This window comes from Sphaerotilus sulfidivorans, assembly GCF_013426975.1.
GTDB lineage: Bacteria > Pseudomonadota > Gammaproteobacteria > Burkholderiales > Burkholderiaceae_C > Sphaerotilus > Sphaerotilus sulfidivorans.
The window spans coordinates 1-16,821 of sequence record NZ_JACCPY010000055.1 but is presented as its reverse complement, the minus strand read 5'-3'; the positions used below and the strand labels follow the sequence as shown (position 1 = coordinate 16,821).

At 68.9% G+C, this 16,821-nt stretch carries 14 protein-coding genes; 5 read left to right on the top strand and 9 right to left on the bottom strand.

Translation table 11 applies throughout. The features are described from left to right. Positions 1-507, top strand: a 507-nt coding sequence (locus tag HZU84_RS19210; RefSeq protein WP_180693089.1) for an IS110 family RNA-guided transposase, incomplete at its 5' end; no start/stop codon positions are given. 484 nt (positions 508-991) lie between these two features. Here the strand turns inward: HZU84_RS19210 and HZU84_RS19205 are convergent. The 5 genes from HZU84_RS19205 to guaB form a co-directional block, all read right to left on the bottom strand. Then, a complete protein-coding gene (locus tag HZU84_RS19205; protein ID WP_149503350.1) occupies positions 992-1,555 on the bottom strand; it encodes a hypothetical protein in 564 nt (187 codons plus the stop codon). Between the two features lie 476 nt (positions 1,556-2,031). Further along, entirely contained in the window at positions 2,032-3,288 is a 1,257-nt protein-coding gene (locus tag HZU84_RS19200) for a ChaN family lipoprotein (protein WP_219341016.1), read from the bottom strand. Between the two features lie 146 nt (positions 3,289-3,434). Next, positions 3,435-5,042, bottom strand: a complete 1,608-nt coding sequence (gene guaA / locus HZU84_RS19195; protein ID WP_149503349.1) for a glutamine-hydrolyzing GMP synthase — start codon at positions 5,040-5,042, stop codon at positions 3,435-3,437. Positions 5,043-5,094: 52 nt separating this feature from the next. Continuing rightward, entirely contained in the window at positions 5,095-6,357 is a 1,263-nt protein-coding gene (locus HZU84_RS19190; protein WP_244954467.1) for an MFS transporter, read from the bottom strand. A 7-nt stretch (positions 6,358-6,364) separates the two neighbouring features. After that, positions 6,365-7,837: an IMP dehydrogenase gene (gene guaB / locus HZU84_RS19185; protein WP_149503348.1), complete on the bottom strand. Its 1,473-nt coding sequence runs from the start codon at positions 7,835-7,837 to the stop codon at positions 6,365-6,367. Between the two features lie 110 nt (positions 7,838-7,947). Between guaB and HZU84_RS21035 the strand changes: the two genes are divergently transcribed. Then, positions 7,948-8,505 carry a DUF4124 domain-containing protein gene (locus HZU84_RS21035; protein WP_180693088.1) on the top strand — a complete coding sequence of 186 codons (558 nt, stop codon included), beginning with the start codon at positions 7,948-7,950 and terminating at the stop codon, positions 8,503-8,505. Here the strand turns inward: HZU84_RS21035 and HZU84_RS19175 are convergent. Next, complete coding sequence (locus HZU84_RS19175) at positions 8,483-8,860, bottom strand: RnfH family protein (protein ID WP_244954466.1); 378 nt, start codon at positions 8,858-8,860, stop codon at positions 8,483-8,485. The two genes, HZU84_RS21035 and HZU84_RS19175, sit on opposite strands and share 23 nt — an antisense overlap. Beyond that, positions 8,847-9,314, bottom strand: a complete 468-nt coding sequence (locus tag HZU84_RS19170) for a type II toxin-antitoxin system RatA family toxin (protein ID WP_149503346.1) — start codon at positions 9,312-9,314, stop codon at positions 8,847-8,849. Before HZU84_RS19170 ends, HZU84_RS19175 begins: the two co-directional genes overlap by 14 nt. Positions 9,315-9,361: 47 nt before the next feature. On the opposite strand from HZU84_RS19170, the gene smpB reads away from it, so the two are divergent. Beyond that, the gene (gene smpB, locus HZU84_RS19165; protein WP_149503345.1) at positions 9,362-9,829 is read left to right on the top strand and encodes an SsrA-binding protein SmpB; all 468 of its coding nucleotides are present in this window, start codon (positions 9,362-9,364) and stop codon (positions 9,827-9,829) included. A gap of 18 nt (positions 9,830-9,847) precedes the next feature. Here the strand turns inward: smpB and HZU84_RS19160 are convergent, their stop codons facing one another. Further along, positions 9,848-10,375, bottom strand: coding sequence for an OsmC family protein (locus tag HZU84_RS19160; protein WP_149503344.1), 528 nt, complete (start codon positions 10,373-10,375; stop codon positions 9,848-9,850). Positions 10,376-11,190: 815 nt separating this feature from the next. On the opposite strand from HZU84_RS19160, the gene HZU84_RS19155 reads away from it, so the two are divergent. After that, positions 11,191-13,473, top strand: coding sequence for a patatin-like phospholipase domain-containing protein (locus HZU84_RS19155; RefSeq protein ID WP_180693087.1), 2,283 nt, complete (start codon positions 11,191-11,193; stop codon positions 13,471-13,473). 7 nt (positions 13,474-13,480) lie between these two features. Here the strand turns inward: HZU84_RS19155 and HZU84_RS19150 are convergent, their stop codons facing one another. Continuing rightward, entirely contained in the window at positions 13,481-13,966 is a 486-nt protein-coding gene (locus HZU84_RS19150; protein ID WP_149503343.1) for a hypothetical protein, read from the bottom strand. Between the two features lie 106 nt (positions 13,967-14,072). Here HZU84_RS19150 and HZU84_RS19145 point away from each other — a divergent pair, with 106 nt between their 5' ends. Continuing rightward, positions 14,073-16,700 (top strand): SUMF1/EgtB/PvdO family nonheme iron enzyme, encoded by a 2,628-nt coding sequence (locus tag HZU84_RS19145; protein WP_149503342.1) that lies wholly within the window; start codon positions 14,073-14,075, stop codon positions 16,698-16,700. Positions 16,701-16,821 lie beyond the last annotated feature (121 nt).

Below are 16,821 nucleotides of genomic sequence, written 5' to 3'. Positions count from 1 at the left end.
ACCTTGCCCCACTGGGCCAGGACGGCCTGCATGGATTTGCTCGACGAACTGCGCCGGCTCGATGAGCGCGTGGCCGCCTACGACGAGCACATCCAGGTCATGGCCTGTGCCGACGACCGCTCGCGCCTCCTGATGCAGATGCCCGGCATCGGCGCGACCACCGCCAGCGCGCTGCTGGCCAGCATCGGCCACGGCCACGACTTCGCCAACGGCCGACAGCTCGCCGCTTGGCTCGGACTCGTGCCGGGGCAATACAGCTCCGGCGGCAAGCAGCGTCTTGGGCGCATCACCAAGGCCGGCGACAGTGATCTGCGAACGCTGCTGATCCTGGGGGCACGCGCCACGCTGGCCGCTGCGGCCAGGAAGAAGGACCGGCTCAGCCGCTGGGCGGTGGCGTTGTCCGAGCGGCGCGGCTACTGGAAGGCCGTCGTCGCCGTCGCAGCCAAGAATGCCCGCATGGCCTGGGCGATGCTCGCCAAGGGCGAAGACTTCAAACCCGTGACGTGAGCCGAACCGGCCCGTCGAACCGATTTCGAATGTCTCATCCGACACCGTGAAGGAAGAATCTGCCACCGCGTGATGCCTGCGTTGATGGAACAAGGTCAGACCTGCGTGGGGAGTGCTCGGCTATATTTCGGAGGCAAGCTCGCAAGAGCAACCTCGGCTAACGAATGGAGCCCCCACGCGCGTCTTTCATCAGGGTCGGCGGCACAGACAGCCGCGGCAAAGACCGGTTGTAGTTTTGCAGTCCGCACCTTGTTCCCCCTGTCAGTCGCTGGTTTTGTGTGCGTTGGTTGGATCGTTTGAACGCTGCTCAGGCGGGTTTCATGAAAACCCGCCCGGAGAGGTTTTGTTGACTTCGCGGGGATGCCCTTGTAGTAGAGCTCACCGGCGCGACGCGGCGTGTGGACCTGGCCGTGCGGCCGATGATGGAACTTGGCGGCCGCGCGGCCAGGGCCGCACGCCGTGGCGTGTCCGGTGCAGCGCCATGTTAGACCCCGCGTGGAAGAAGAGCGATGTAGCCGTACTTGAACGCCAGTACGATCAGAATGGCGGCCCAAGCAATGTAGAACACGCGAGGAAGTACTATTTCCATCTTGCCCCTACCCGGGCTCTTTCGCAGACCTTGAAAGATGAGATTGGCTTCTATGTCCTTCCGGTTACCTGCCTGAAAGTCTTTCAGTGTCTTGACTGGCGCTTCAGGGACGCCACCCGCCTCCACCTGGAGAGCAAGAAACTGCGCCAGAGAGACTGCGTCGGCGCGGGCCCTGCAGAGGGGCACCCAGAGCTGGCGAATCACGTAGATCGCTACTACCGCCAAAATTGCAATTGGAAGGACCGGCCCGTCACCGATCAGCATCAACGGGGACACTGATTTGCTGAGGGCTGAGGCCTCTGCCGGTGCGGCTGATCCAGCAAAGAGCGAGGTGACTGCGAACGACAGGAATACAGACTGCATGGTGATGAAGATGACCCGATACTGCTGAAGCAATCCGTCTTGAACGCCCCACATCGCTATGTAGTCACCGAGTGTGGGTGTTGGTGCAGTTGGCATGAGGACTCCAGGAGTTGTGGGGTCTAACGAATGAAAGGGCCATCCCCTCGCACCGCGCCCGGCACAGAGGATTCTGCCAATAGGCGCAGCGCTTGCCCGGCGCGCACCATGGGGCGACAAAAGCTCAACCCGCGGGCGCGCGCCAGTTCGCTGGCTTTGGCCATACCGTGCATGCGTTCTCCCCTGGAAGACTCGACCCGAAACCCTGTGGCGGGGTTTGACGTTGATGCCGCTGTTGTTTTTGTGGCGGCGGCGGCCAGCATAGCGATTGCGCGTTTTTTCGTCTATGGGCGCGGCGGTGGCCGTGGGTCCTCGCCTTCGCGAGGATGACGGGGGTGTGAGGGGGTGCCGGATCAGGAGCGGGGAGCGGTCGATGCGGGAGGCTGCCGATGCAGGAAGCCTCGGTGCAGGAAGCCTCGGTGCAGGAAGCCATCGGCGCGAAAGGCGATCGCGGCGGGGGCCGCCCGTGCGAGAAATCAGCCCCCAGCCGGGAAGCGCACCACCACCTCCAGCGCCTCAGGTGCCCTCCCCGACCCCTCGCGCTGCACCGTCAAAGGCAGCCAGGTGCCGGGCGGCTGGCGCTGCACGAGGGCGCGCAGGGCGTCGGGGCTGCGCAGCGGGCGGCCGGCGGCTTCGGTGATCAGGTCGCCCTCGCGCAGGCCGGCGGCGGCGGCCAGGCTGCCGGGGGTGACGGCGCGCAGGCGCACGCCCTGCGCATCGGGCGCCATCGCGATGCCCAGGCGCGGCGGGGCGTCGTCGCGGGGCGGGTCGATCAGATAGAGGCCGTCGGCCAGCGTCTCGCCCAGGGCCTGGCAGCTCTCGCCGCGCTCCCAGGTCAGCAGCGCGCCGATGCGCTGCACGCCCAGGTCGCGCAGCTGGTGCGCCACGCCGTGGCCGTCGCGCACATGGCCGCCGCCCAGGATGCCGACCACCAGCCGCGCGGGCTCGCGCGCCAGCTGCGCAGCGATGACCTCGGCCATTGCACGGTCCCAGAAGGCCTGCGCGCCGATGAAGCGCTCGAGCGCCTGCGGGTCCGGCGCCGGCGCGGACGAGGCGCCGGCCGCATCGCCCGGGCCGGGGTGGGACTGGAGGACCTGCTCCAGCATCTGCCGGTAGGCCGGCGGCGGCGCGGCCGGGCGGCCGACGCCTTCGCGCGCGGTCTCGTCCAGCGCGTCGAAGCCGCGCCGGCCGACCTGGGCCACCACGCCGCGCTCGACATTGAGCGCCAGCATCGGCAGCCGGTTCATCCGGGCGAAATGGAAGAGCGGCAGGTACAGGCGGGCGTCGAAGCCCCAGACCTGGTCCCACTCCGAGCGGCGCAGGAACTCGGCCTCCGACAGCCGGCCGGCCACCCAGTCGTCGAGCACCGGCTGCAGCCGGCGCGGGAACATCTCCAGCCCGAGCGCCAGCGCCGGCCGGCGCGCATGCAGCTGCGCCAGGACCTGGAGCTGCCAGCGGTGGTCCTCGGCGCTGTCGTGGCGCTCGCCGAGCAGCACCGCCTGCGCCTCGGCCATCCAGCCCAGCAGCTCGGCGGCGGGCAGCAGGCGCGGCGCGGCGGCGGTCGGCGCCAGCCACTGGCCGGGGGGTTGGTCAGGCGCACAGAGCAGCGCCGCCGCGGGAGGCGGCTCGGCCGCCGCGCCCGGCCCGGGCAGCATCAGCATCGGCACCAGCAGCGCCGGGAGCAGCCACGGGCGGGCCGACGACGGGACGGACGGGAGCAGCGGCAGGCGCATGCGCGGGACTCCTGGAGCAAGGCGAGGCGAAGACACGAGGGGACGGCACGGCTGCCATCCCGCCGATCATCGCACCGCACCCTGCTGCCCCGGGCCGCGCCGGGTCAAGCCCGGTCAGCGCCGCATGCGGCGATTCGCTGCGCGGATCACTCCCACTCGATCGTCGCGGGCGGCTTGCTCGAGACGTCGTAGGTGACGCGGTTGATGCCGCGGACCTCGTTGATGATGCGGCCCGACACCTTCTTCAGCAGGCTGTACGGCAGCTCGGCCCAGTCGGCGGTCATGAAGTCGCTGGTCTGCACCGCGCGCAGCGCCACGACATAGTCGTAGGTGCGGCCGTCGCCCATCACGCCGACGCTCTTGACCGGCAGGAAGACCGTGAAGGCCTGGCTGGTCAGGTCGTACCAGCTTTTTCCCGTGGCCGGGTCGATCGTGGCGCGCAGCTCCTCGATGAAGATCGCGTCGGCGCGCTGCAGCAGACGCGCGTACTCGGGCTTGACCTCGCCCAGGATGCGCACGCCCAGGCCCGGGCCCGGGAAGGGATGGCGGTAGACCATCTCGGGCGGCAGGCCCAGCGCCACGCCCAGCTCGCGGACCTCGTCCTTGAACAGCTCGCGCAGCGGCTCCAGCAATTTGAGGCCCAGCTGCTCGGGCAGGCCGCCGACGTTGTGGTGGCTCTTGATCGTGGTGGCCTTCTTGGTCTTGGTGCCGCCGCTTTCCACGACGTCCGGATAGATCGTGCCCTGCGCCAGGAAGGTCGCGCCCTTGTGGCCCTGGCCGCTGGCCTTGAGCTTCTCGGCCTCGGCCTTGAAGACGTCGACGAACAGGCCGCCGATGATCTTGCGCTTGCGCTCGGGGTCGGTCACGCCGGCGAGCTGGCCCAGGAACAGCGCCGAGGCGTCGACGCGGATGACCTTGGCGTGCAGCTTGCCCTCGAACATGTCCATGACCATGTCGCCCTCGTTCAGGCGCAGCAGGCCGTGATCGACGAAGACGCAGGTCAGCTGGTCGCCGATGGCGCGGTGGATCAGCGCGGCTGCCACCGACGAGTCGACGCCGCCCGACAGGCCCAGGATGACTTCCTCGTCACCGACCTGCTCGCGGATCTTCTGCACCGCCTCGGCGATGTAGTCGCCCATGATCCAGTCGCCGCGGCAGCCGGCGATCTCGCGGACAAACCGCGTCAGCATCGCCTGGCCCTGCAGCGTGTGCGTGACCTCGGGGTGGAACTGGACCGCGTAGTAGCCCTTGTCCTCGTTCGCCATGCCGGCGATCGGGCAGCTGGGCGTGCTGGCCATCAGCTTGAAGCCGGGCGGAAGCGCAGTGACCTTGTCGCCGTGGCTCATCCAGACCTTGAGCATGCCGTGGCCCTCGGGCGTGGCGAAGTCCTGGATGTCCTTCAGCAGCGTGGTGTGGCCATGCGCGCGCACCTCGGCATAGCCGAACTCGCGGGTGTCGGACCAGCTCACCTCGCCGCCGAGCTGCACCGCCATGGTCTGCATGCCGTAGCAGATGCCCAGCACCGGAACACCGGCGTCCCAGACCGCCTGCGGCGCGCGCAGCTGGTGGTCCTCGTAGGTCGAGGCATGGCTGCCCGACAGGATGATGCCCTTCGGGGCGAAGCTGCGGATGAACTCGTCGGAGACGTCGTTCGGATGGATCTCGCAGTAGACCTGGGCCTCGCGCACGCGGCGGGCGATCAGCTGCGTGACCTGCGAGCCGAAGTCGAGAATGAGGATCTTGTCGTGTTGCATGGGCGAAGCGGTTCGATGCGATGCGATTCGGGACGGCGCCGGGCGGACGGACTCAGACCGCATGCGGCGCCGAAGGGGGGACGAAGGCCGGATGGCGACGGAAATGGCGCACGGCCAGCACGAAGGCCGCCAGCGTCAGCGCCGAGCAGAGATAGAGCGGCGCGCCGATGCGCCAGTCGCCCCGGGGCAGGTCGGACACCAGGCCGAGCAGGCCCGCGCCGATGACCGGCGCGAAGACCTGCATCGCGCTGTTGAGCGAGGCCACCGCACCGAGCGCGCGGCCCTGCGCGCTGTCGTCGGCGGCATTGGAGACCAGGGTCTGGATGGCCGCCTGCGTCATGAAGCCGAAGACATTCATGCCGATGATGGCGTAGACCATCCAGGCCTCGGTCGCCGCGCCCCACAGCGCATAGCAGACGGTCGACGACAGCAGGCCGATGACGGCGATGCGCTGCGGCGTCGAGCGCTTCAGCGCCACCCGGATCAGCCCGCCCTGCACCAGCACCGACATCACGCCGATGGCGAACAGCGACCAGCCGTTCTCCTTCGGCCCCCAGCCGAACTTGAAGGTGGTGTAGAGCACCCAGGTGGTGTGCAGGATGAACTGCGCCAGCCCCGCCAGCGCGATCACCGTGACCAGCGCGCCGATGCCGTGCAGGTCGCGCAGCTGGCGCAGCGAGGTCAGCGGGTTGGCGCGCTTCCAGTCGGCCGGACGGCGCTTCTCGGGCGGCAGCGACTCCGGCAGCACGAAGACGCCGTAGATCGCGTTGAGCACCGCCAGCCCGCCGGCGACGAAGAAGGGCAGATGCAGGTCGATCGCGCCGAGCAGGCCGCCGATGACCGGCCCGAGCACGAAGCCCATGCCGAACATCGCGCCCAGCATGCCGAAGCGCTTGGCGCGCTCCTCGGGCGCGCTGATGTCGGCCACATAGGCCTGCGCGACCGCCGCATTGGCCTGCATCGCGCCGCTGATCAGCCGCACCGCCACCAGCATCCACAGCGCGGTGGCCAGGCCGGTGACGATGAAGCTCAGCGCCAGGCCGAAGAAGCCCAGCAGCAGCACCGGGCGGCGCCCGTGCTGGTCCGACAGCGCGCCCAGGATCGGCGAGCCCCAGAAGCTGGCGAAGCCGAACGCGAAGGTGATGACGCCATACCAGAAGGCATGGTCGCCCTGGTCGCCGGTGAAGGTGCCCACCAGCGGAGCCAGCACCGGGATGATCAGGCCGATCGACACCATGTCGATCAGCACCGTCAGCATGATGAAGGGCATGGCCGCGGCCCGTGGGCGCGGCACCTTCGCGTCAGCAGCGCTCACGAGGCGATCACTCCAGCCGGTAGTTCGGCGCTTCCTTGGTGATCTGCACGTCGTGGACATGGCTCTCGCGGATGCCGGCGGACGTGATCTCGACGAACTCGGCGCGGTCGTGCATCTCGGCGACCGAGGCGCAGCCGCAGTAGCCCAGCGTGGCCCGGATGCCGCCGGCCATCTGGTAGATGATCGCCAGCACCGAGCCCTTGTAGGGCACGCGACCCTCGATGCCTTCCGGCACCAGCTTGTCGGCGTTCGGGTTGGTGGTCTCGTCGTTTTCCTGGAAGTAGCGGTCGGCGGAACCCGCCTTCATCGCGCCGATCGAGCCCATGCCGCGGTAGCTCTTGTAGCTGCGGCCCTGGTACAGGATCACTTCGCCCGGAGCTTCCTCGGTGCCGGCGAACATGCCGCCCATCATCACGGTCGACGCGCCCGCGGCCAGCGCCTTGGAGATGTCGCCCGAGTAGCGGATGCCGCCGTCGGCGATCAGCGGCACGCCGGTGCCGGCCAGCGCGGTAGCGACATTGTCGATCGCGGTGATCTGCGGCACGCCCACGCCAGCGACGATGCGGGTGGTGCAGATCGAGCCCGGGCCGATGCCGACCTTGACCGCGTCGGCGCCGGCCTCGACCAGCGCCAGCGCGGCCGCGCCGGTGGCGATGTTGCCGCCGATGACGTCGACCTGCGGGAAGTTCTTCTTCACCCAGCGCACGCGCTCGATGACGCCGTGGCTGTGGCCGTGCGCGGTGTCGACCACCAGCGCGTCGACGCCGGCGGCCACCAGCAGCTCGATGCGCTCCTCGGTGCCGTCACCGACGCCGACGGCCGCGCCCACGCGCAGCTTGCCCTGCGCGTCGCGCGCGGCGTTCGGGAAGCTGGTCTGCTTGGTGATGTCCTTGACGGTGAACAGGCCGCGCAGTTCCGACTGCTCGTTGAGCACCAGCACCCGCTCGAGCTTGTGCGTGTGCATCAGCGCCTTGGCCTCGGCCAGCGAGGCACCCTCGTTGACGGTGACCAGACGTTCGCGCGGGGTCATGATGTCGCGCACCGGGGCGTCGAGACGGGTCTCGAAGCGCAGGTCGCGGCCGGTGACGATGCCCACCACCCGGCCGTCCTCGACGACGGGGAAGCCGGAAATGCCGTGGGCACGCGACAGCTCGATGACGTCGCGCACGCGGGCGTTCGGCGCGATGGTGATCGGGTCCTTGAGCAGACCGGATTCATAGCGCTTGACGCGGGCGACCTCGGCCGCCTGCTGCTTCGGGCTGAGGTTCTTGTGGACGATGCCGATGCCGCCTTCCTGGGCGATCGCGATCGCCAGGCGGGCCTCGGTCACGGTGTCCATCGCCGCCGACACCAGCGGCAGGTTCAGCGTGATGTTGCGCGACAGCTTGGTCGCCAGGGAGGTGTCGCGGGGCAACACCTGGGAGTACGCGGGGACCAGCAACACATCGTCGAAGGTCAGGGCTTTGCCGAGAAGGCGCATGGGAAGGGGCTCCAGACGCAAAAGGAGATTATACGGACCGGTTACAGCCTCTTCCCAGTCCTCATGATCCGGACATGTGCGGCGCGGGCCGCCGCACTACACTTCGAGGCATGTCTTCGCCTTCGAATTTCCAGCTCCGGGCGCGGATGCCGGCCCTGCTGCTGTCGCTCCTGGGTGTGCTGGGCGGCCTGATGCCGAGTTCGCCCGCGGCCGCGCAGTGGAAGTGGCGCGATGCCCAGGGCCGCGTGCAGTACAGCGACCGCCCTCCCCCGACCACCGTGCCCGACCGCGACATCCTGACGCGGCCGGCCGCCGCCCGCACCCCCGGCACGGGCACCGTCTCCGGTCCGCCGGGCACCGGCGCCTCCGGCCCCGTGCCCGGCAGCACGGGCAGCGCCGCGCCGGCCTCGGCCGCCGCATCGACGCCGGCCGCCGGCGAGACCCGCCGCCGGGCCCAGGAAGACGCCACCCGCCGCGCCGACGAGGAGCGCCAGGCACGCCAGCGCGCCGACAACTGCGCCCGTGCGCGCGACTACGCGCGCACCGTCGAATCCGGCCAGCGCCTGACGCGCACCAACGAGCGCGGCGAGCGCGAGTTCCTCGACGACGGCCAGCGCGCGGCCGAGCTGCGCCGCGCCCGCGAGGTCATCGCGAGCGACTGCCGCTGACGCGCCGGCGCCCGCCCTCGCCCTGGGCGCGGTAGCGCTGGCGGCGCGCCTCCTTCGGATCGACCTTCAGCGGCCGGCAGATGTCGAGCCGGTCGCCCGGCTGCATCGGTGCCTCGGGCGCGACCAGGCGGCCGCCGATGCCGAAGGCCAGGCCCTCGGTGCGGGCCAGCGCGGCATGACGCGCCACCAGACCGCTGGCCGCCAGCGCCTGCGCCGCGCTGGCGCCGGCCGGCAGCATCACCCGCACCCGGTCGATCTGGCGCGGCCCCGGGCTAAAGGCGACCTCGACCTGCATCGGCAGGCTCGCCGGCGCGGCGATCGGCGTGACGGACGGTGTGATCTCAGCGCCGGCCATGCACCTGCTCCGCCCGCGCGACGAAGGCATCGACGAAGGTGTTGGCGATGCGGTCGAACACCGGGCTGACCACCATTTCCAGCGGCCGGCTCGAGAAGGCGTAGCTCAGCTCGAACTCGACCCGGCAGGCCTGCGGCCCGGCCTCCGGACGCGAGGCCGCCGGCGTGCCGATCGGGATGAAGCGCCAGGAGCCGTCGAGCCGCGAGAACGGCCCGTCGACCAGGCTCATCGTCACCGACTCGCCCGGCACATGGCTGTTGCGGGTGGTGAACGCATGGCGCACGCCGGCATAGGCCAGGTGCAGCCGCGCGGTCACCGCTCCGGCTTCGTCGCCGAGCACCTCCGCCTTCTGGCACCAGGGCAGGAACTTGGGATAGCTGGCCACATCGACGACGAGATCGAACATCTCGCGCGGCGAGTACCAGAGCAGGACGGACTTCTTGACGTGCTTCATACAATGCCCGGATTGTATTGAGTCCCAGAACGAACCCGTCCCAAGCCATGAGCATCGTCGAGAACCGGAAAGCGCGTTTCAACTACCACATCGAGGAACGCTTCGAGGCCGGCGTGGTGCTGTCGGGCTGGGAGATCAAGGCCATCCGCGCCGGCCAGGTGCAGCTCACCGACGGCTACATCGTGCTGAAGGACGGCGAGATGTTCATGATCGGCTGCCGCATCAACGCGCTGCGCTCGGCCTCGACGCATGTGCGTCCGGAGGCCGACCGCACCAAGAAGCTGCTGATGAAGAAGGAGCAGATCCGCCGGCTGATCGGCAAGGTCGAGCAGAAGGGCTTCACGCTGGTGCCGCTGGACCTGCACTTCAAGGGCAGCTACGTGAAGGCCGAGATCGCGCTGGCCAAGGGCAAGGCCGAGCACGACAAGCGCGACACCGAGAAGAAGCGCGACTGGGAGCGCGAGAAGGGCCGGCTGATGCGCACCAAGGTCTCCGGCCCGCGCAAGGACGACTGACCCCGGGCCCGGGCCCGCTCAGGTCCCGGGCAGCGGCGCCAGCCGCTGCAGCGTCACCTCCAGCGGCGGCGGCTCGCGCAGCGTCTGCGCGATGACGCAGTAGCGCTCGGTCAGCTTCAGCAGCGTGGCGAGCTGCTCGTCGGAGGCATCGGCATCGACCTCGAAGCGCAGCCGCAGCGCGCTCAGTCCGACCGGCACGTCGCGCGCCAGCCCCAGCGTGCCGCGGAAATCGCTCTCGCCCTCGACGATCACCCGCGCGGTGCGCAGCACCACCCCGGTGGCGGTGGCCACCACATTGAGCGTGACGCCCGCGCAGGCCGCCAGGGCCTCGAGCAGCATGTCGCCGGAGCAGGCCTCGCCGCCCTCGCCGCCGGCGGCCGGATGCAGCCCGGCGTCGAAGGCCGCGAAGCGGGTCTCGATGCGGCACGAGGGCTTCTCGGGATGCAGCAGCGCCTCGGCGCGAAAGGTCTGGCGCGCGGCGGCCGGCTCGGCACGGTAGCGCGCCTTGATCGGCGCCTGGCGCTGGCGCAGTTCCTCGGGGGTCATCGGCGATGTCTCCTGGGCGAAAGGCGAATGTCGTTGAGATCCGGCACCCCGCCGATGATGACCGCGCGCCCGCACCCGCGCCACCGGGAACGCCCTTGTCGGCGCCGGCCGCGGCGTTGCGCCGGGTCAATACGGGGACGACACCCCGCACCAACCTCAACCCCAGATTGAGGAAGCAGCGGGCGGGTCCGATCCCGCTGTGGACCCAGAATTTCTCTTCAGCACGGCGTGGCCCCCGGTCTGGTCCGTACAGAAGGATCAGCGAGCGATGCAGCAGCGCAGACACCTGCGGAGGATTCAGCGGCAGCAAGCTGACCGTGGCCACGGGCTTCCCGCCGAACGCCTTCAGCACCATCCCGGTCGGCATCCGCAGGCCCTTGAGCGCCCGCTCGGCCTCAGCGGCGCGGCGCATCCGGCCTTCCACCGCGACGTAACGGGCCTCGCGGTCGGAGAACTCGCCACTCAGCAGGTCGTTCAGCCAGCGGACTTCACGCTCGCGGGCGGCGTCGGGCGGCACAGCAGCGGTCAACGGGGCGGGCTTCGGGGTGGTCGTGGGTCAGTGCTCAGCCAGCTTGCGAGCCAGCGTGGCCGGCGACGCGGTGCCTTGCGGCGGGTCGCCCTCCGGCACTCCGGTCTCATCACGCCTCGGCCCCCCGCACGATCAGATCACGCTGCACCGCCTGGGCCCAGGTGTGCGCCAGCCCGCCTCGGGCGGTAGCTGATGAAGACGCGCAGGTCGATGCAGCTGTCTTCATGTCCTGCCTTGTTCGCCATACCCACTCGAACTGACAGGATTTTGGCGGAAGATGCAGCCCATGAGCAGAGCCGATTCCCCCACCACAGATGCCAAGGTAGCGTGGCAACTATGCATAGAACTGACCACCCGCATCACCACCCAGCCCCTGCCGCTGCTCCACGGCGACGAGGCGACCGCCCTGGACAGCGTGGCGAATTTTTTCAAGGACGCCCGCAAGACCATTGCGTCTCATCCCGGCTGCCATGAAAGTGCCAGGATCACGCTCAACGTCCTGAATCATCAGGTGCGCCCGTTCACCGCCAAGTGGCATCGCAGGAAGGAAATCGGACGCCTGCGCAGCACCGATGAATGCCTGAAGTTTCGCGCTGAATTGCAGAGCATTCAGCAGGTGCTGCGCGAGCTTGCACAGGAGTTGGCCGCTATCGCAGGCATGCAATGCCCTCGGATCGCCGACGGCCTACAACCGCCCCTGCCATCAACCGAATCGCTGCGATACGGTATTCCTTCGCAAGATCAGATCAACGAAACGGAACGCGATGCCGTCGAAAGCCGGCGTCAACGCCTGCGCAGCCCGGGACAGACACTTGGTGAAGCGGGGACCGACGCCATCGGCCTGGCATTGTCTGGTGGTGGCATCCGCTCCGCGACGTTCAGCTTGGGTGTGCTGCAGACGCTGGCCGCCAAGGTCGAACTGAAAGACATCGACCTGATGTCCACCGTGTCGGGCGGCGGCTACCTGGGCTGCTTTCTGGAAACCCATGGCCTGGAGGTCCTGAAGAAGCAGGGTGACCAGGAGTCCTCCGCCGTGAGACACCTGCGCAACCACAGCAAGTACCTGACCGAGGGCCGGCTGAAAACAATCCTGCAGATCACCCTCAACCTGCTGCTCGGCCCGGTGGCTGCCCTGCTGCTGCTGGGCGGCCTTGGCGGACTGTTGTGGCTTCTGCTCAGTCTCCTGCCCATTGCGGCCATGGCGAACGGCATCCGCGCGTACACGACAGACGCCGCGTTCTGGCCGATCTGCGGGGGCACGTTTGTCCTGGCCCTGCTGGTGCGACTGACATCGGCCTATCCGATGTGCGCAGTCCACAAGCTTCAGCAATGCGCGCTCGGCCTGTCGGTCCTGGCTGCCAGCCTGGCGATCGGTGCAGGCTGGTGGGTGGATGGCGATTGGATGATCCGGACCATCCCTCTGACGGAACTGCTCGACAGTTGGTGGTCTGAAGCCTCGATTCCCCATGGCCTGTTCCTCACCGTCCTGCTGGTCTTGACGGTCTGGGCCTGGTACCACATCGACATCAACACGGCCGGCCTGCATCACTATTACCGCCAGCGCCTGGCCAGGACGTTCCTGCGGAGCAAGGACAAGGCGAGGCTGCTGGCAGATTCGCCGAGTGCCGAAGCCTCTGACGCGCCCTACCTCCTCGTCAACACCGCCCTGAATGTCCCAGACAGCCTCCGCGAAGAGTTGCGCGGCCGGCGAAGCGACTTGTTTGTGCTCAGTCGACACTGGTGCGGAAGCGCCGTGACCGGTTGGCGGCGGACCACCGATCTGCATCCACCGATCACGCTGGCCACGGCAATGACGGTTTCCGCGGCTGCAGCCTCACCGCACATGGGCACACTCACGCGGCGCCGACTCGCGATGCCGATGAGCCTGCTGGGCTGGCGGCTGGGGCACTGGCTGAGGTGGCCGGGCAATGCCCCGGGCTGGATCGAACACCTGATGCCACCCGCCCTGGATTGCCTGCTACGCGAGATGACCGGCTGGCGCATGGACGAGCGCCAGCACTGGCTGAACCTCTCCGACGGCGGCCACATCGAGAACCTCGGGCTCTACGAACTGCTGCGCCGCCACTGCCGATACATCATCGCCATTGACGGCGAGTGCGATCCCGAGCACCACTTCGGCGGGCTGCTGAACCTCGTGCGCATGGCCGCCATCGACCTGGGCGTCCACATCGAGCCGGACCTGACGAATCTGCGGCCAGACCAGCAAGGCTTGACCAGCACGCATTTCGTGATGGCCTCCATCAAGTACCCCGGAGAATCGACCACCGGGCTGCTGCTATACGTCAAGTCATCAATGACCGGCGACGAGTCCGAATACCTGCACCACTACCGCCAGGAACACCCCACTTTTCCTCACGAAAGCACGGCGCAGCAGCTCTTCAGCGAACAGCAGTTCGAGGCATATCGGGCGCTGGGCGAACACATCGGCCACACACTGTTCGTACCCGCCTTAACGCCTGCGACCGCCACGTCCGACGCTGTCAGACCAATTGCCCCCTGGATGAACGAGCTGGCACAGAAATTGTTGCCTACAGACCGTGCAGTTTGATGGAAGCTCAGGCTGCCTCGATCCGCGTCAGATCATCCTCCCCCTCCACCCCCGCCATGTGCCCGAGCAGGCGCGTGTAGTGCAGCAGCTCGACCTGCAGCGCCTCCAGCTCGTCGCGGAACACGGTGCGCTGCGCGGCGTCGTCGAAGGCGCCGGCGAGCGACAGCCTGTGCCACTTCGCGGTGAACGGGCGCACTTTCTGGTTCAGCACGACGACGGCGATCTTGGCGAACTCGCGGGCGTGGCGGGCGCCGGGTGCCTTGAGGATGTCGCGGGTCAGCCCGAACAGGCTGTAGATCGACGTCAGCGCCGTGGCCTCGTCGCCCTGCTCGCGCGGCAGCGGCTGCGTGGTGATGCGGGTGACCAGTTCGATGTAGAGCGACCATGCCGCGTCGCGGTCCGGGTCGTTCGGCTTGAACTCGGCGTTGAGGACACCGACGTTGATCTTCAGCCCGGTCAGGCTCCATTGGTCGAGCAGTTCGCGCCATTTCATGAGGATGGATTCTCCAGGGCAGACTCGTCGGGCGAGCGGAAGCCCGATTCTCGCCCCCGCGCAGCCATGCCCGACAATCTGCACAAATCGGGAGGGAGACATTCGCATGAGCCGCCGCACCATCCGCATCTTCCTGGCTTCGCCGTGGGACACGGCCGAGGCACGGCAGGTCGTTGCAAAAACCGTCCAGTCGGTGGCCAGCGATCCAGCCTATCGACACCGTGTCGAGATCGACCTGCGGCGCTGGGACGATCCCGACCGACCGGTGCCGGTGTCGTTCCGGCGGAATCCTCAGGCCGATGTGGTCGAGTACGTCGGCGATCCGGCCGACTGTGATCTGGTCGTCGGGCTGTTCCGGCACGTGTTCGGCTCGCCGCTGCCGGAGCGGGACGATGGCCACCACTACGGCCTGTCGCCCGACGGGGATCCGTGGACCGGGACCGAATGGGAGCTGCACCGCTCGGACGTTCCGGGCAGTCGCGTGCAAGAGGTCTGGGTCTACCGCGACACCAGCCGGTGGCAGGCCGACAACGACTGGAGCGACGACGAATCCGAGCGCCACTGGACGCAGTACCAGCGCGTCAAGCGGTTCTTCAAGGAATGCAAGACGCCCGAGGGTTCGATCCTGAAAGGCATCAACGACCACGAAGGCGCGGCCGATCTGGCGACGAAATTCGACAAACGACTGCGCGAGTGGATCAGCAAGGCACTCGACGGCCCGCCTCCATCGGTGGCGCCCATCGAGGAGCCGTTGAGCACCGATCAGCAACGATTGCTGTCCATCCTGCTGGAGAGCGACGAGCCGCTGGATTCCTCCCTCGTCGCCACGGTCTACAACGCCAAGGTCCACGGCCTGCGCGGCTATCTGCTGCACCGCTTCGCCGCCTGGTGCGTCGCGGGGCGGCAACTGGACCAGCAGTTCGTCAACCTCGACCTGATGATCGACCACGGCCCGCAGCACGACGGCCAGCGCTTCGAGCCGGTGCGCCACGCGTCGCTGCAGGCGCTGCTGGCGGCCGAGCCGGACACGCGCGGCTGGGTGCTGATCGGCGAGCCGGGGTCGGGGAAATCGACCGTGCTGCAGCACCACGAGCTGCTGATGGCCCGCGCCGGCCTGCGGGCGCTGGCGAGGGGCGAGCCGTTGCCGGAGCTGTGCCTGTGGCAGCGGCTGGCGGACTGTCAGCATGACGTGGCCGATCCGGCGGCGTGGCTGGCGGCGCAGTGGCAGCGGCTGTATCCCGCCCTGCCCGCACCGGAGGAACTCGCGCGCACCCACCGGCTGCGCTGGCTGCTCGACGGCCTCAACGAGGTCCAGGCGCCGACCGCCGAGGCCTTCCGCGCCGCCACCGGGCGCTGGGCGGCGTGGGCGGCGGCACTGCCGGCCGACCGCAGCGCCGCGCCGATCTTCAGCGTGCGCACGCTCGACTACAGCGCCACGCTCAGCAGCGAAGGCCTGACGGTGCGGCAGGCGCGGCTGGCGCCGTGGAGCCTGGAGCAGATCGAGCGCTTCTGCCTGCTGCGCCTCGGGCCGGACAACATGCTGGCGCCGGCGATCCGGGAGGACCCGACGCTGACAGCCTTGTGCGCGCTGCCGTTCAACCTCGATGCGCAGTGCAGCCTGACCGGCGCGCTCGGGCGGCCGGCGGCGGACCGGGCCGAGCTGTTCGGCGGCATGGCGTGGCAGCGGCTGCGCCGCGCGAAGCAGCGGCGGGAGCTGGAGCACCCGGGTTTGCTGACCGACCGCGAACACGCGCAACTGGCCGACGAGGGTTACTGGCTCGGCCACCTGCACCAGCTCCCCGCCAAGGGCCAGCTCGTCGCCGGGCTGGACCGGCAGGCCACGCGGATGCACCGCGCCAGCGACGGCACCGAGGTCAGCGTGGACGAGGACGAGGTGGCGCCGTGGCTGGCCGCGCCGTCGGACCGCCGCGCCTGGCTCGGCGCGGTGCAGGCGCTGCACATCGCCGAGGTCGAACTCTCCGGGCGTTTCCGCTACACGCACCAGCTCTGGCAGGAGTTCCACGCCGCGCGCGGCCTGCGCGACCTGCCGCTGAAGCACCCGGCGGGCTTGCCGGACCTGCGGGCGCCGGAGCCGGTCGGGCTGGACGAGGCGGTCCGGGCGCTGGCGGTGCAGGATCCGCTGCCCGGGCCGGGCGTGTCGGCGTGGGAGGAGTCGGTGAAGCTGGCGGTGCAGATGGCCGCGCGGCTCGACGACGGCGGGGCGGCGGTGGCGGCGTGGATCGACCATCTGAGCGGGGTCAATCTGGCGCTGGCCGGGCGGGCGGCGCTGCGCGGGATGGAGCGGCTGAAGGGCACGCCGCGGCTGGAGGCGTTGCGCGCGGCGCTGCTGGCGCGCAGTCGCGATCCGGCGGTGGATCTGCGGTGGCGGATTGAGGCGGGGGAGATCTTGGGAGATCTGGGAGATCCGCGTTTTGAGGAGCGCGTGGGGCCGCATGGACGGTATCTATGGCCGAAGCAGTGGGTGACGGTGCCGGCGGGGCGGTACGTGATCGGCAGCGAGGATGGCGACGCGGACGAGAAGCCGCTGACCCCGGTGGAGTTGACCGAGTTCAGCATGGCGTTTGCGCCGGTGACGAACGCGGAGTTCCGCTGCTTCATGGAGGCTGGCGGCTACGAGGACGAGCGCTGGTGGGAAGGCGAGACAGCGCAACGGTGGCTGCGGGAAGGCATCCGCAATGAGACCTCAATTCACAGCGCACGAGAGCTGTTCTGACCTTGCCCCCAGAAACCGTCTCCCATGCTGAGTGATGCAATGTCAGCAAGGAGAGCGGAAATGACGAAGCCGAAGGCTGCGCCGAGGGCGCGCTACACATTGGAATTCAAGCAGGAGGCGG